The sequence below is a fragment of the Prevotella sp. ne3005 genome, assembly GCF_900110085.1.
In the GTDB taxonomy this organism is placed as follows: domain Bacteria; phylum Bacteroidota; class Bacteroidia; order Bacteroidales; family Bacteroidaceae; genus Prevotella.
On sequence record NZ_FOCK01000010.1, the window covers coordinates 82,293 to 98,017 of the forward strand.

Below are 15,725 nucleotides of genomic sequence, written 5' to 3' on the forward strand. Positions count from 1 at the left end.
TCGATGCTTTACTTCTGCGCCGTCAGTGCTTTATTTGCCTTCAGGAATCCGTAAGGAGACAGATAGCCCTGTCCCTCTGTCGAGGCCCAGTCTACGAATCTGCGCAACTCCTGATTGTCGGTCTTGATGCTGATATTGCCAATGGGCAGGCCAGTGTGCGGCAGCTTATCAAGATAGTCTGTCAACTTGTCGAGACTGCTGATAACCGAACGTTCTTCGTCACTGATGCGCCCATTGCCGTCCAAATCGGTAGCCAGAACGGTCAGTCCCTCAACGGGCTGATAGGTATTGCTGTCATAAGCAAGACTTGCAACATTGAAGGCAATAGCATCCTGATGACTCCTGACAGCACTGATCAAATTCTCCTCACTGCCCAGGATTTTCTTTCCCTTCACACGGTTGGGAGTGATGCTCAGATCCCTGGCCACCAGAGTTGTCGTGATGGCATGGCTGCCTGTCAGCGAATAGACTGTGCCCGGCAATTGTTTCTCTCCTTCTTCCTCTGCATCAAGTTCCTCCAGAAGATCACGCTCTACGAAGATTTGATGCTTCAGTTTATTACTCAAGCCCTTTACCACCTTCTTATTGCGTAGCAGTTCGTTCTCAGAGTTTGCGATGGGCAGGATAGCGAAGCGTCCGATACTATTCACATCGTCCTGTCCGGAGAGACTCACCGAGGCATCTGCCTTTTCACGAGTGTCCACAACAGTTGCAGTAAACTCAGGATTCACCTTATTATATTCTTTAATGAGTCGTTCCATCATCTGACGAGTGAACTGAGCGTCGCTAACGTTAATCTGCAAGTTTTGCGCCAGAGACATCATGGGGCAACACATCAAGCCTGTCAGCAATAATGTGGTTACCTTACTCTTTGCCTCCTTTACATTCAGAAATACTTTCTTTCTCATAATTTCACACGTTTTTTTGTTTAACTTATGTTTATGTCATTTTTCGACGGTGCAAAGGTACGGCGGTTTTGAAACACCAACAATCCCGACTTTACGGCATTTCATATACCAAACGTTTGTTAAATACTGCGTTTTCCGCTCATCTTCTACATATTTTCTCATTTTTTCTTGGATATTCGGTCAAAAATGAATAATTTTGCAGCCCATAAGAAAATATGTAATTAACCGAATTATAGTTATGGCAGAACAATTAGAAGTGAAGGAGCTCGACCAGGTGGTCGTTCGCTTCTCTGGAGACTCCGGTGATGGCATGCAGCTCGCCGGAAACATCTTCTCTACGGTTAGTGCCACCGTTGGTAACGGCATCTCAACATTCCCCGACTATCCCGCTGACATCCGCGCCCCGCAAGGTTCGCTCACTGGCGTATCGGGATTCCAGGTTCACATCGGAGCCGGCAAGGTCTACACCCCTGGTGACAAATGCGACGTACTGGTAGCCATGAACGCTGCCGCCCTGAAGACGCAGTACCGTTACGCCAAGCCGGGTGCCACCATCATCATCGACACAGACTCTTTTGGTCCGAAGGATCTTGAGAAGGCACAGTTTAAAACTGAGGACTACCTCGGAGAGATGAATATCGACCCAGATCGTGTGATTCAGTGCCCGCTCACCACAATGGTAAAGGACTGTCTGACCGATACAGGTATGGACAATAAGGCCATGTTGAAGTGCCGTAATATGTTCGCATTGGGTCTCGTCTGCTGGCTTTTCGATCGCGACCTGAACCTCGTAGCTAATTTCCTGCACGAGAAGTTCGCCAAGAAGCCTGCTATCGCCGAGGCTAACATCAAAGTAATCCAGGCAGGTTACGACTACGGACACAACACGCACTCATCGACTATCAACGTTTATCGCGTAGAGTCGAAGGAGAAGGTTCCCGGACGCTATATGGACATCACAGGAAACAAGGCTACGGCCTATGGTTTCATCGCCGCCGCTGAGAAGGCTGGCCTTAAACTCTATCTGGGTTCCTATCCTATCACCCCCGCCACCGACGTACTCCACGAACTGTCAAAGCACAAGTCGTGTGGCGTAATTACCGTTCAGTGTGAGGATGAGATCAGCGGTTGTGCCTCTGCCCTCGGCGCTTCGTTCGCTGGTGCACTGGGTGTCACCTCTACCTCTGGTCCTGGTATCTGTCTGAAGAGTGAGGCCATGAACCTCGCTGTGATTATGGAGCTGCCCCTCGTGGTACTCGATGTACAGCGTGGTGGTCCTGCAACAGGTCTTCCCACGAAGTCGGAGCAGACCGATCTGCTTCAGGCACTCTTTGGCCGTAACGGTGAGAGTCCGATGCCCGTGATGGCAGCCACCAGTCCTACCGACTGTTTCGATGCAGCCTATCAAGCTGCCAAAATCGCCCTCGAGCATATGACGCCCGTCGTATTGCTTACCGATGCTTTTGTAGCTAATGGATCTGGTGCCTTCAAACTCCCAGAGATTGCCAAGCTCGATCCTATCAATCCCCCGTATGTCCCTGAGGAACTGAAGGGTAAGTGGACACCTTATATGCGTGCAGAGAACGGTACCCGCTACTGGGCTGTACCTGGCCGCGAGGGCTTCACCCACATCCTCGGTGGTCTGGAGAAGGACTCTAACACAGGTGCCATCTCTACAAATCCTGAGAATCACGACCTGATGACGCGTCTGCGCCAGCAGAAGATTGCCAACATCCAAGTGCCAGACCTTGAGGTCGACGGTGATGCTGATGCCGATTTGCTGATTGTGGGCTTTGGTTCTACCTATGGCCATCTGCGTTCAGCGATGGACGAGCTGCGTGGAAAGGGTTACAAGGTTGCCCAGACCCACTTCAAGTATCTGAACCCGCTGCCTAAGAACACAGCTGCCGTTCTTTCTAAATATAAGAAGGTGGTAGTAGCTGAGCAGAATATGGGTCAGCTCGCTGGTTATCTGCGCATGAAGGTAGATAACTTCGTTCCCTTCCAGTTCAATCAGGTGAAGGGACAGCCCTTCGTGGTAGAAGAGTTAGTCAACGCATTCGAGGACATTTTAAAGAAGTAAAGCATTATGAGTTATACAGCACAAGATTTCAAGAAAGGCCAGCCCCGTTGGTGCCCTGGTTGTGGCGACCACTTCTTCCTGGCTTCACTCCATAAGGCTATGGCAGAGATTGGCGTAGCCCCTGAGAACGTTGCAGTCATCTCTGGTATCGGCTGTTCAAGCCGTCTGCCCCACTATATGGCTACCTATGGCATGAACACCATCCATGGTCGTGCCGCTGCCATCGCTACAGGAGCTAAGGTAGCTAATCCCGACCTCACTGTTTGGCAGGTGTCTGGCGATGGTGACGGACTGGCTATCGGTGGTAACCACTTCATCCATGCCAACCGTCGTAACATCGACCTCAATATGATCCTGCTCAACAACCGTATTTACGGTCTGACCAAGGGTCAGTACTCACCAACCTCTCCTCGTGGTTTCGTTTCGAAGTCATCTCCTTATGGCACAGTAGAGGATCCGTTCCGCCCTGCAGAACTCTGCTTCGGTGCCCGCGGGCACTTCTTCGCCCGCTGTGTGGCTACCGATGCCAAGGGCACCGTTGAGGTATTGAAGGCAGCCTATGAGCACAAGGGTGCTTCAGTTACTGAGGTACTGCAGAATTGTGTAATCTTCAACGACCACTGCCACGACCTGGTTTATAATAACGAAGGTCGTAAGAAGAACGCCATCTACGTGAAGCACGGCGAGAAGCTCGTGTTCGGTGAGAACAATGAGTTCGGACTCGTACAGCAGGGCTTCGGTCTGAAGGTGGTAGAAATCGGCAAGGATGGCTATACAATCGATGACGTACTCGTCCACGATGCTCACTGCGAGGACAACACCCTGCAGCTGAAACTCGCCCTGATGGGTAACAACGATGGATTCCCCATCGCGCTCGGCGTGATTCGCGACGTAGAGGCTCCCACCTACAATGACGCTGTTTATGCCCAACTTGAAGAAGTATCTGGCATGAAGAAATACCACAACTTCACCGAGCTCCTCGAGACCAATGACATTTGGACAGTAGAATAACGAGTTTGTAAACTCCACATATCAATCACCCCTTAGGCTTCAGGTTTGAGGGGTGATTTTGTGTATTTATACACTTAATATCCTAACTTTGTCCACAATCCACTTTACTCTTTTCACATAAATGTTGTAACTTTGCAAGCGTTTTCGAAAACTTAATTTAAATCAAACAATATGTTTCATATTTACGAAGGATTCCATCTGGTAGAGACATATCATAAGATGCGTCACCAGCGGAAGTACAACCCCGACACCAAGCGTGCTATTAAAATCGCCCTTGTGGCCTTAGTTACTCTCGTGCTCTGGAACATGCCGTCAGAGTGGTATGGTATTCAGAACCTGACTGTTATCCAGCAGCGTATCATCGCCATCTTCGCGTTTGCCACGCTGATGTGGATTCTTGAGATCGTTTCGTCATGGGCTACCTCTGTGGCCATCATCGTGCTGATGTTACTATTCTGTACAGATAGTGGTATTCTTCCAATGGTCAACGAGGAAGAAGTGGGTAAGCTCTTGTCGTATAAAGGCGTAATGGCCACCTTCGCCGATCCTGTGATTATGCTGTTCATCGGTGGTTTCGTGCTCGCTATTGCTGCAACAAAGACAGGCCTCGATGCCCAGCTGGCCAAGGTATTGCTCAAGCCTTTCGGCACCCGCAGTGAGATGGTACTCCTAGGCTTCTTGCTTATCACGGGTCTTTTCTCGATGTTCGTATCCAACACAGCTACGGCTGCCATGATGCTCACCTTCCTGACACCAGTTTTCCACCAGCTGCCTCCCGAAGGTAAGGGCCGTATCGCTCTGGCCATGTCTATTCCCGTTGCTGCCAACCTCGGTGGTATGAGTACCCCTATCGGTACGCCTCCTAACACCATCGCCCTGAAATACCTCAACGATCCTGAGGGTCTGAACATGGGCCTCGGCTTCGGTCAGTGGATGATGTTCATGTTCCCCCTCGTAGTTCTACTTCTGTTCATCAGCTGGCGCATCCTTCTGAAGACATTCCCCTTCACCCAGAAGCGCATTGAGCTGAAGATTGACGGGGGCATGCAGAAGGGTTTCCACTCTTGGGTGGTCATCATTACTTTCTTCGTAACAGTCGCCCTCTGGTTGCTCGACCGCGTCACAGGTATCAATTCATACACCGTAGCTATGATTCCTTTCATGGTGTTTGCCCTGACGGGGGTCATCAACAAGCGTGATCTGGAGCAGATCAACTGGAGTGTCATCTGGATGGTGGCCGGTGGTTTCGCCCTCGGTTATGGTCTGAATGCCTCTGGCCTCGCTGCCAACGCTGTGGAGAGCATCCCCTTCGGTGAGTTCTCACCGCTGCTCATTCTGTTGCTTGGTGGTGCTATCTGCTATCTGCTCTCGAACTTCATCTCCAACTCTGCTACGGCAGCCTTGCTGATGCCAATCTTGGCTATTGTCTGCGGTGCTATGGGCGACAAGCTGGCTCCTATCGGTGGCACGCCAACCGTACTTATCGGTGTTGCCATTGCTGCTTCGAGTGCCATGATTCTGCCTATCTCTACCCCGCCGAATGCCTTGGCCTTCGCCACAGGCTACGTAAAGCAGAACGACATGGCAAAGATGGGAATCATCATGGGTATTATCTCCATGGTTCTCGGCTTTGGCCTCGTCTATCTGATGGGAACATTACATCTCATCTGATAACAATAAAAAATACGAAAAAAAGGCGAAACGTTTGGGCGTTTCGCTTTTTTTTTATAAATTTGCACCACAATTCTTATTATGGCAATATGAACGACTGGACTCACAATAGACTTTATTCATTACTCATACTGCTGATGATGAGTATCTGTACCATCACAGCCAGCGCAGACGATGCAAAGGAAGAGCACCTGAAGCGTGTGGTTGCCATCTATTATGATGGTACAAACAAATATGAATTCTATCAGGCCATCAATAAATATCTCAACTACGCAAAAGAAAAAGGAGACTATTACACATACTACCATCTGCGACAAAAGGAGATTGTCTACGACATCTATCAAAACGAATACAGCAAGGCACTCGATAAGACCATCCAGCTAAAGAACGATCTTCTGAATGCCAATGCAGAATCCTACTATTACATGATTGACTATCTGATGGGGCTTTTCTACGGTACGCGCGAGAACAATAAGCTCAGTAAAGAATACTTCATCAAGGCAGCAGACAAGGCAAAAACATTGAATGACAAGAATGACCTTCTGCTTATCTATCAGACGATGGCAAACATCTGCATCTTCAACAGTCTGGAAGAAAGTCTGCAAGGCTATAAATGGGCTGACTTGGCCTATGAGCTCTCCGAGGATCCTATAGACCGTCATAGCTCCATATCGCTGAAGTCGATGGTAGCCTTCGGACATAATGACAAAGACATGTTCGACAGATGCTGGAGGGAACTGGAGAATATCAAGAAAGCAAATCCCCATGTGGACTTCTGGATGTACAGCCTATATGTCAATCTGGGACGCCATGCCTTTGACGGCGACTACGACCAAGCTGTCAGCATGTGTGATTCCATTTCGGAAAAAGTCGGCAGACTCTATTTCCTTACCCAGATCTATAAGCTGAAAGGCGACCTGCAAGCAGAGAATACGGCACTCGTCAGCCTCCTCAAAGCCAAAGACGAGCGTAACGATGACATCTCTACACTGACGGTCAACGACATCAATCAGGACTTCCAGTTGAAGATGAAACAGCTTGAGGCCCAGAAAAGAGAGCAGTTTGTGCAGATTGTTGTCATCGTCGGCATTGTCATTGCCCTGGCCCTCGTGGTGCTATTCTTCTTCAGAAAGAAATTGTTATAGCTCAATACTTAAAGCTACTGCCTCCTACGAACTCTCTCATGATGCTCGTGGGAGGTATTTCTTTGTCACTAATAGGGATAAAGTAATGGATGAACCTCAGCAGTCGGTGGGCCTCAGCATACTCTGGACAATTCTTGGGCACAGAGGCCAGAATAATCTCAGCATGCGTACGCAATACGGCAAACTCGATGTTAAGCGCTGAATTGAACATCACGTCGGCTGTCTCCTGGAAAGGAAATATCCACTGATCCTCGGCCTCACAGACACTCTTCCACTGACTGATGGTCTCACGGGCTGTATAAGCCCCTTTGTTATAGTCGCGAATGATACGACGCAGCAACCTGTTGTCCTGCGTAGGAATCCAGTTATGGGCATCGAGCGAGATACTCGTCAGGGCCGAGATATAGATCTTATACTTCAGACTGTCGTCAACGCCTTTTGTCAACAACGGGTTCAGCGCATGGATACCCTCGATGATGAGCACACTGTCGCCCGAGAGGTGCAGTTTCTTGCCATTATATTCCCGTTTGCCCGTCACGAAGTTATACTCCGGCACCTCCACCGTCTCACCCTTCATCAGGCGCGACAGATGGTCGCCCAACAATTTATAATCGACAGTCTCCACATTATCAAAGTCATACTGACCATTAGGCAGCTTCGGCGTGTCTACACGATTCACGAAATAGTCGTCGGTAGAGAATGACATCGGCCTCAATCCACAAGCCAGCAACTGAACAGAGAGGCGCTTGCAGAACGTAGATTTGCCTGATGATGACGGCCCTGTGATGAGCACCAGTCTTACAGGCTTCTCCTGACGATGGAAACGCTCGTCGATCTCCTCGGCAATCTTCACGATTTTCTTCTCCTGCAGGGCTTCCGACACCTGTATCAGCTCTGAGGCATACCCCTTCAGGATAGCCTTATTCACATCGCCCGCATTCGAGAGACGCATGATGATATCCCAGCGCACCTTTTCTGCAAACACCTCGAATGTACGAGGCTGATCCACTTTCTCTGGCAATACCAGCGGATTCTTTTTATCAGGCACACGCAGCAGCAGACCGTCGTGGTAACGCTCCAGCGCCCACACCTTCAGATAGCCTGCCGAGGGCACCAGCGGCCCATAATAATAGTCGATGGTGTCGCCCAATGTATAATAATAGGTGTAGACCTGCCCACTTGTCTCCAACAGTTTCACCTTATCCGGGAAGCCACGTTCGGTAAACACCTTCACGGCCTCCTCCAAGGTGGCCTCCGTGCGATGGAAAGGCATGTCGGAATCGATGATCTCCTTCATTCGCTGGCAGATGCTCGCCACGTCGGCATCCGTCAAAGGCACGCCGTCCTTCTTCTTGAAGTTGCAATAGATGCCTCTCGACAATGGGTGTTCGATAAAGAGTTTGCTGCCAGGAAACACGTCGTTAGTGGCCTTATAAAGCACGAAGCAGAGTGAACGTGCATAGACGCGACGGCCTGAGCCGTCGGAGGCATCGAGAAACTCCACGTCACGATTCTGGTACAGACGGAACTTCAGCCCCTGCGACACATTGTTCACCTTTGCCGACACGACGGGATAAGGCAGTTTGATATCGTCGGCAAAATCCTGGAAGACATCGAGCAACGATGTTCCCTCCGCAAAACTCTTCGTCTTGCCATTATTCTTACACCTGACCTGCAGCATCAATCATCAATGTTCAGTATTCTATCTTCTATAGCTTTTCTCCGTAGCAAAGGTCACCACAGTCACCAAAGCCAGGCACAATATACTTATGCTCGTTCATGCCAGGATCGACGGCAGCACACCAGATGGTGCTATCCTCAGGCAGTACGCTCTTCACCACCTCCAGACCTTCTGGGACGGCAATCACGCTGCACACATGCACCTTCTTAGGCTTGCCCGACTTCATCAAAGCCTCCACGGCAGCCGCCATCGAGCCACCTGTGGCCAGCATCGGATCGACGATAATCAGCGTCTTTCCCTTCACACTTGGCGAGGCCATATACTCAGCGTGTACACCCACCTCCGTATGCTCACGATTGGTGTACATACGATAGGCTGAGACAAAAGCATTCTCCGCATGATCGAACACGCAGAGGAATCCCTCATGGAATGGCAGTCCGGCCCTCAGCACGGTAGCCACCACCAGATCTTCCTTAGGCAGGGGGATATCCAGTGTACCAAGCGGCGTGGTAATCGTCTTGGCCTTATAATCCAGAGTCTTGGAGAGTTCATACGCCATCATCTCGCCTATGCGCTTGATATTGTGACGGAAAAGAAGGCGGTTCTTCTGATAATTCTTGTCGCGCAACTCCGACATATAGAGGTTGATGATGGAATTGCTCTTACTGAAATCTACTACTTGCATATCAATAAATGTTTTAAGTTTGGGTGCAAAGTTAGTGCAAATCGAGCAAATTACAAAATAAATCCCGATTTATTTTAATTGCCACGCCCACTTGGACTTTAGTCGGAGTAAAGTGGAAGTTTACCCGGAGTAAACTGGGACTTTACTCCGGGTAAACTTCTGCTATAGTTTTGACACCTAGAAAATGGCTGTATCCTTATTCAGCGGGAGACTGTCGGAAGAGCCGCCAACGAGAACGGTCATGGCCCCAGACTCCAGCATCCAGGATTGAGAGGATTCGTCCCAATGGCAGAGGTCAGCACGACGGACAGGGATTGTGACAGTCCTGCGCTCACCAGCCTTCAGGGCGATACGCTGAAAACCCTTGAGCTCCTTCACTGGACGCTCTATCTTCGAAGAGGGACGCGATACATAGACCTGGGCCACCTCTTCAGCATCAACAGCGGAGGTATTGGCGAGGTCAAACTTCACGTCGAAGCCTTCGGAGGTAGGCTGAACTTCCAGATTGCTATACACAAACTGAGCATAGGAGAGGCCAAACCCGAAAGGATAGGCCACTGGCGCTTGCTTGCGGTCGTACCAACGATAACCCACCAGGCTCTCTTCTGCGTAGTTGGCAATGAGCTGCTGCCTGCGGTCGTTGCTACGGTTACGGGTGATGTCTACGAAGATATCACCCTGGTTATTATTGTCGATATGCTGGGGATAGGTGCCCGTAGTGTAGGCTGGCACATCCTCCAGACGATTAGGCCACGTCATAGGCAGCTTGCCCGAGGGCGACACCTTACCCGTCAGGACTTCCGCCAGCGCCTTACCACCCATAGAGCCATTAAACCACGAGGCCAATAAGGCACCCGACACCTTATTTACAGTACTGATATCCACAGGTCCGCCAGATACGATAACAGTCACGAGTCGTTGATTGGCTTTGGCCAATGCTGTAGCCAGCTCATCCTGCCCGGAGGGAAGCATGATGCTCTTACGGTCGGAACCCTCTGTCTCCACCTCACGGTTGTCGCCAGCGAAGAAGATGACGAGGTCGGCCTTCTTCGCTGCCTCTACAGCCTCAGCCATCAGCTGTCTGTCAGCGGGCTGCTGAGGGATCATCCGTTTATTACGGCTCTCACGATCGAAACTCTTATAGCCTGGTGCATAGGTGATGGACACGCTGTTGCCAAGCAGGGTCTGCAATCCTTCGAGAGGCGTGATTTCACAGCGGGTCTTCACGCCTGCCCCCACACCACCTAAGGCCATCTTGGTAACAGCATTCTCTCCGATGACGGCGATACGCTTGACACGCTTGAGATCGATGGGCAGCAACGCCTCGTTCTTCAGGAGTACGATGCTACGACGGGCCACTTCAAGAGCCGTAGCCATCTCTTCTGGATTACCTACGGGCAGACTATTGGCAACCTCCTTGGCAACAGGCTTAACCGTCAGGCGAACACGCAGGATCTCACGTACCCGCTGGTCGATGACAGCCTCGCTCACCTTTCCTGCCTTGACAGAATCGAGCAATGCCTGACCCATAAACCGACTGCCAGGCATCTCGACGTTCATGCCTGCCGTTACTGCATCAACGGTAGAATGGACGCCACCCCAATCGCTGATCACCATACCCGGGAATCCCCATTGCTGGCGCAGGACGGTAGTCAGCAGATGCTCGTTTTCTGAGCACCAGCGCCCATTTACCTTATTATATGCTGCCATCACGCCCCAGGCATCAGCCTCGCGAACAGCCATCTCGAAGGGGCGCAGATAGATCTCATGCATGGCGCGATCTGAGATACGCACATCCACAAAACCACGATAGTCTTCTTGGTTGTTCAAGGCATAGTGCTTCAGGCAGACAGCCGTTCCGTCATCCTGTGAACCTCGGGTATAGGCAACAGCCAACATACCACTGAGTAGCGGATCCTCGCTCAGATACTCGTAGGTTCGTCCGCCTGTGGGAATACGCTGGATATTGATGGCAGGCCCCAGAATCATGTCCTTACCGCGCAGACGGGCCTCACGGCTCATGCCCTTTCCATAGGCATAGGCCCACTCTGTGCTCCAGGTGGCAGCCAGTGCCGAGCCTGTAGGGAAGAAAGTGGCAGAGTCGGTGGTTAGATTAGCGGAGTTCCATGAGTGTGGCTCCATCTCCTCTCGGATGCCAAAAGGACCGTCGGCATATTCCACATCGGCGATGCCGAGTCGTGGGATGCCAGCAGAGGAGAACATGTTCTTACCATGGAGCATGTTGATCTTTTCCTCGAGTGTCATGCTCTTGATGATGGATTCAATCTGGGGTTCGTTTTGCAGCAGACGACTTGGATATGTCTGTGCCTGGCTCGTCGTCACTGATGCTGACAAGATGACGACGGCAGCATAGTTTAGTAATTGTCGTTTCATTTTTCAGTTAGTTATACCTATATTTACTTGATTCTGAGCACAAAGATACCAATTATTAATGAAAATACACATTATTTGCTTTAACATTTAGGATTGTTTAGGAAGTTTTTGTACCTTTGCAGCGGAAATGAACAGAAAGGGTCAAAGGATTAGTATAGCATGGTTGCTGCTGTCGGTATTCGTATCGATGCTGCTACTGTCGGGTTTGCACCGCCATGAGGCTGTGGCCAGTGCAGCTATCGACTGTACGGAATGCGCCCACCATGTGCATCACTCTGGCCATTTCACCACATCCGTCGACCACTTGGACGACTGCCTGCTCTGTCAGTTCCTCCATTTGGTTTACACAACAGCAGCCATCATCGTTCTGATGCCGCTGGTTGTCTTAGCACAGAACAGGCGTTTCTTCCTGAACAGTAGGTTGATACAAGAGGAACCGTCTGTCCTGTACACCCGAGGGCCGCCATTCATGCTATAATCATTTCGGGATAGCATTCATACACATTATTAATTTTTAGACTTTACAGAATGAAAAAACTATATTTCATCCTGTCATTGCTGTGGATATGCACGGCAGTGGCGGCCCAGGAGCATAAGCACCATTATAACCACGAGCATCCGTCGGACTCTACGGATGTGTTTTTCCGTCACCTGAAACTGAACGAACTGGTGGTGACGGGTGTGACAGGCGACACCAAACTCAAAAACTCGACAGCCCCCATCTCGATTGTCTCCAGCAAGGAGCTGAGACAGACCACCTCGACCAATATCATCGACGCCATAGCCCACCAGCCTGGTGTGTCGCAGATTACTACGGGCGGCGGCATCTCCAAACCTATCATCCGCGGACTGGGATACAACCGTATCATCGTGATGAGCGAGGGCGTAAGACAGGAAGGTCAGCAATGGGGCGACGAACATGGTATAGAGATCGACGCACAGAACGTAAACTCGGTAGAGATTCTGAAAGGCCCTGCCTCGCTGATGTATGGCAGCGACGCCATGGCGGGTGTGCTGATACTCCATGGCAGTCCCATCCAGCCCGAGGGGGAGATGAAGGCCACAGTTTCAACGGAATATCAGACCAACAACGGACTCTTCGACTACTCGCTGAACTTTGCTGGCAATCAGAAGGGCTTTGTCTGGGATGCCCGTTTTTCGGACAAATATGCCCACGCCTACAAAAACAAGTACGATGGCTATGTGCCTGGTTCTCAGTTTACTGAACGGGCAGGCCGTTTGATGCTAGGACTGAACAAACGCTGGGGTTACTCCCACCTGACATGGGCCACCTACCACCAGACTCCCAGCATCGTGGAGGGTGAGCGCAACGAGGTGACAGGCGAGTTGGAGTGCACAACAAACAACGTAAAGACCTACTCGAAGGCCCTGCCCTTCCAACAGATCAAGCACTACAAAGCCGTATGGGACAACTCGCTGAACCTGCCGAAAGGTTGGCTGAAGGCGATTATCGGCTATCAGCAGAACCGCCGTCAGGAGTTTGAGGACGATGAAGATGAGTATGAGCTCTATTTCAAACTCCACACCATCACCTACGACCTGCGTTACCTCTCGCAAGAATTGAATGGATGGAAGATGGCTGGTGGCGTCAATGGCATGTGGCAGCAGTCACTGAATCTGGGTGAGGAGTCACTGATTCCTGAGTACAAGCTTTTCGACTTTGGTGTCTACGCCACAGTCAGCAAGTCACTCAACAGTTTGACACTGAACGGTGGCCTGCGCTTTGACAATCGTCATCTGGACTTCAATTCACGCAATTTCAGTGGCGTAACAGGCAGCATAGGAGCCGTATGGAATGCCAATGAGCACCTGAACCTGCGCCTGAACATCGCACGTGGGTTCAGGGCACCAAACATGAGCGAACTGGGCAGCGATGGTATCCATGAGGGCACGCTGCGTTATGAGATCGGCAACCCCGATCTGAAGCCAGAATATAGTTGGCAGGCAGACCTCGGACTTGATTTTACCTCACAGTATGTCTCTGCCCAGCTGGCACTCTTTGCCAACCGCATCGAGAACTACATCTTCTCCAAGCGTATCGACCTCGTGATGGAAGAGGGGTTCCGTACCTATGAATATACACAGGGCGACGCCCGTTTGCTGGGCTTTGAGGCTGGAGTGGATTTCCATCCCATCCACTGTGTCCACTTCCAAAACACCTTTTCTTACGTGGATGCCCAGCAGATGCACGCCAGTGAGGAAGCCAAATACCTGCCCATGACCCCTGCCCCACGCTGGACCTCTGAACTGAAATACGAGTTAAGTCATCACGGCCACAAGACGCTGAACAATGCCTTCGTGGCTCTGGGACTGGAGTGCGATCTTGCCCAGAACCACTACTATAAGGTTGACGATACCGAGACGCGCACGCCCAGCTATACGCTGCTGAGCCTTTCAGCCGGTACCGATCTGAACATCCGCAAGAAAAAGGTGGCAGAGATTTACGTGACAGTCGATAACCTGCTGAACACGGCTTACCAGAACCATCTGAGTCGTCTGAAGTACTGTGATATGAACAATGCCACAGGTCGTCAGGGTGTCTACAACATGGGACGTAACGTTGTATTCAAAGTCATTATTCCCGTCATTTGACCTTCTTGCTGCGGAACTCTTGTCGTGCACGTCGCATCTGTTCCAGGAAACGATCGCTGGTGTGCATGTGGGCATAGAGCACGGAGGCTGCCAAGCGGCCGGCATCCACGTCGCTCTGCCAGTGGGCACCCACAATCACGCGACTCTCACCATACATCATGCCACGAGCCAGAATGGTGTCGGCACGCTCTGGATTAATCTCCGAGAGCAACAGGGCAGTAGTCCAGCCAAGAGCGGTATGACCTGAGGGATAGGAACCATTCCGGCGCAACGACGGCTCGTCATTGGGAGTCATGGTGGGCTCGTTAAAGCGCATGAACGGACGTTTCCGCTTATAATAATACTTGGGCCATCCTGTCATAATCTCACAAGTGACCTTGGCATCACGCAAAAGTGTATAGATCTCGGGCGTATCTTCCTTAGACATCTGCAGGCCGAAGGGCTCGCTGAATTCCTGGAAGATACACTCGAGACTATAGACAGCATCGCGCACGGCAATGTCTGCGCGCTCCTTATTGTTGCGCATTTCCTTACCCCACATATACTGCATAATGTCATAGGTGAACGCTGCTCCGATAGTATCTGGGGGAGCAGGGCACCACTTCAGCATGTTGGGCATCTCCTTGGGAGAGAAATACGGTTTTGCCTCATTCTGAGCAAAGGTAGAAACGGCTGTGGTCAGCATAAAGGCCATCATCAGAATCTTTTTCATAAGTCGGTTTTTAATGAGTTGATTGATTAATTACTGTATTTGCAGCGACAAAAGTACAAATAATAACTGATAACACCAAAACTTTTCATTTTTCTTTGGCTATTTTCCGACTTTTGCGACAGATTTTGCAGGCATTTCCCGCCTTTGTCGCAATAGGAGGCCTGTGTCGCATGCTTCACAAGAGAATTTGAAGAAAAAACTTGGAATGAGGCATATTTTCGTCGTATCTTTGCATCGTCAAAACCGCAATTAAGCGAGCAAAGAGCCGAATGCAATTCGAGCTATTTCGAGCGGAAGCGGTTTCGAGCGAAGCTCAATCAGACAAAACAAGTTCTGAACGACAGTAAAAAGTAAAATAGTAAAAAGTAAAAATAATAAGTTTAACAATTTAAAATTAAAGAAAGGAAACAAATTATGGCAAAGACTCCAGTTTCAATGACCGTTGACGGTTACAAAGAGAGAGAAGTACTGATGGTAACTTACGAGTTCAATCAGGCAACAGACGTAGAAGGACAGATGGCAGGTATCCCCCGCGGCGGTAAGATCAGGGTTCGCGTGAAGGCCCTCAACGACGGCACCCCCGACCTGCTCGCTTGGATGACAGAGCGCAGCCTCCCGAAGAACGGTGAGATCAAGTTCTTGGAGACCAAGACCAACAAGGAGATGAAGAGCATCAAGTTCACCAACGGCTACTGCATCAACTTCGAAGAGAAGTGGGAGGACAAGATGGGTCACTTCGAGGAGATCGAGATCACCTGTAAGGCCATCGAGTTCGGCAACGTGAAGTACGAGAACGATTGGGCATAACCTAAAGTAAAAGGT

12 protein-coding genes are annotated in these 15,725 nt (G+C 50.4%); 7 read left to right on the forward strand and 5 right to left on the reverse strand.

The annotated features are described in order from the left end of the window. Positions 1-8: 8 nt before the first annotated feature. Positions 9-908 (reverse strand): hypothetical protein, encoded by a 900-nt coding sequence (locus BMY16_RS13655; protein WP_139207235.1) that lies wholly within the window; start codon positions 906-908, stop codon positions 9-11. 238 nt (positions 909-1,146) lie between these two features. Here BMY16_RS13655 and BMY16_RS13660 point away from each other — a divergent pair, with 238 nt between their 5' ends. The 4 genes from BMY16_RS13660 to BMY16_RS13675 all read left to right on the forward strand — a co-directional run bounded on the left by BMY16_RS13660 (position 1,147) and on the right by BMY16_RS13675 (position 6,818). Beyond that, complete coding sequence (locus BMY16_RS13660) at positions 1,147-2,991, forward strand: 2-oxoacid:acceptor oxidoreductase subunit alpha (protein ID WP_091843520.1); 1,845 nt, start codon at positions 1,147-1,149, stop codon at positions 2,989-2,991. Positions 2,992-2,994: 3 nt separating this feature from the next. Further along, positions 2,995-4,002, forward strand: coding sequence for a 2-oxoacid:ferredoxin oxidoreductase subunit beta (locus BMY16_RS13665; protein WP_091843523.1), 1,008 nt, complete (start codon positions 2,995-2,997; stop codon positions 4,000-4,002). A gap of 171 nt (positions 4,003-4,173) precedes the next feature. Further along, positions 4,174-5,673, forward strand: a complete 1,500-nt coding sequence (locus BMY16_RS13670; protein WP_170836119.1) for an SLC13 family permease — start codon at positions 4,174-4,176, stop codon at positions 5,671-5,673. A gap of 89 nt (positions 5,674-5,762) precedes the next feature. Continuing rightward, complete coding sequence (locus BMY16_RS13675; RefSeq protein ID WP_091843526.1) at positions 5,763-6,818, forward strand: hypothetical protein; 1,056 nt, start codon at positions 5,763-5,765, stop codon at positions 6,816-6,818. 1 nt (position 6,819) lies between these two features. On the opposite strand, the gene BMY16_RS13680 is transcribed toward BMY16_RS13675, so the two are convergent. From BMY16_RS13680 to BMY16_RS13690, 3 genes are all read right to left on the reverse strand, one after another. After that, positions 6,820-8,499, reverse strand: a complete 1,680-nt coding sequence (locus BMY16_RS13680; RefSeq protein ID WP_091843528.1) for a nucleoside kinase — start codon at positions 8,497-8,499, stop codon at positions 6,820-6,822. Positions 8,500-8,527: 28 nt separating this feature from the next. Further along, positions 8,528-9,184 carry a uracil phosphoribosyltransferase gene (upp, locus tag BMY16_RS13685; protein ID WP_091843531.1) on the reverse strand — a complete coding sequence of 219 codons (657 nt, stop codon included), beginning with the start codon at positions 9,182-9,184 and terminating at the stop codon, positions 8,528-8,530. A gap of 177 nt (positions 9,185-9,361) precedes the next feature. Then, positions 9,362-11,578, reverse strand: a complete 2,217-nt coding sequence (locus tag BMY16_RS13690; RefSeq protein ID WP_091843533.1) for a glycoside hydrolase family 3 C-terminal domain-containing protein — start codon at positions 11,576-11,578, stop codon at positions 9,362-9,364. Positions 11,579-11,705: 127 nt separating this feature from the next. Here BMY16_RS13690 and BMY16_RS13695 point away from each other — a divergent pair, with 127 nt between their 5' ends. Then, positions 11,706-12,056, forward strand: a complete 351-nt coding sequence (locus tag BMY16_RS13695; RefSeq protein WP_091843536.1) for a DUF2946 domain-containing protein — start codon at positions 11,706-11,708, stop codon at positions 12,054-12,056. Positions 12,057-12,106: 50 nt separating this feature from the next. Next, entirely contained in the window at positions 12,107-14,191 is a 2,085-nt protein-coding gene (locus BMY16_RS13700) for a TonB-dependent receptor (RefSeq protein WP_170836120.1), read from the forward strand. On the opposite strand, the gene BMY16_RS13705 is transcribed toward BMY16_RS13700, so the two are convergent. Next, positions 14,184-14,903 (reverse strand): acid phosphatase, encoded by a 720-nt coding sequence (locus tag BMY16_RS13705; RefSeq protein WP_091843537.1) that lies wholly within the window; start codon positions 14,901-14,903, stop codon positions 14,184-14,186. The genes BMY16_RS13700 and BMY16_RS13705 overlap by 8 nt on opposite strands. Positions 14,904-15,317: 414 nt before the next feature. Between BMY16_RS13705 and tssD the strand changes: the two genes are divergently transcribed. Beyond that, the gene (gene tssD, locus BMY16_RS13710; protein WP_139207236.1) at positions 15,318-15,710 is read left to right on the forward strand and encodes a type VI secretion system tube protein TssD; all 393 of its coding nucleotides are present in this window, start codon (positions 15,318-15,320) and stop codon (positions 15,708-15,710) included. Positions 15,711-15,725: the final 15 nt, after the last annotated feature.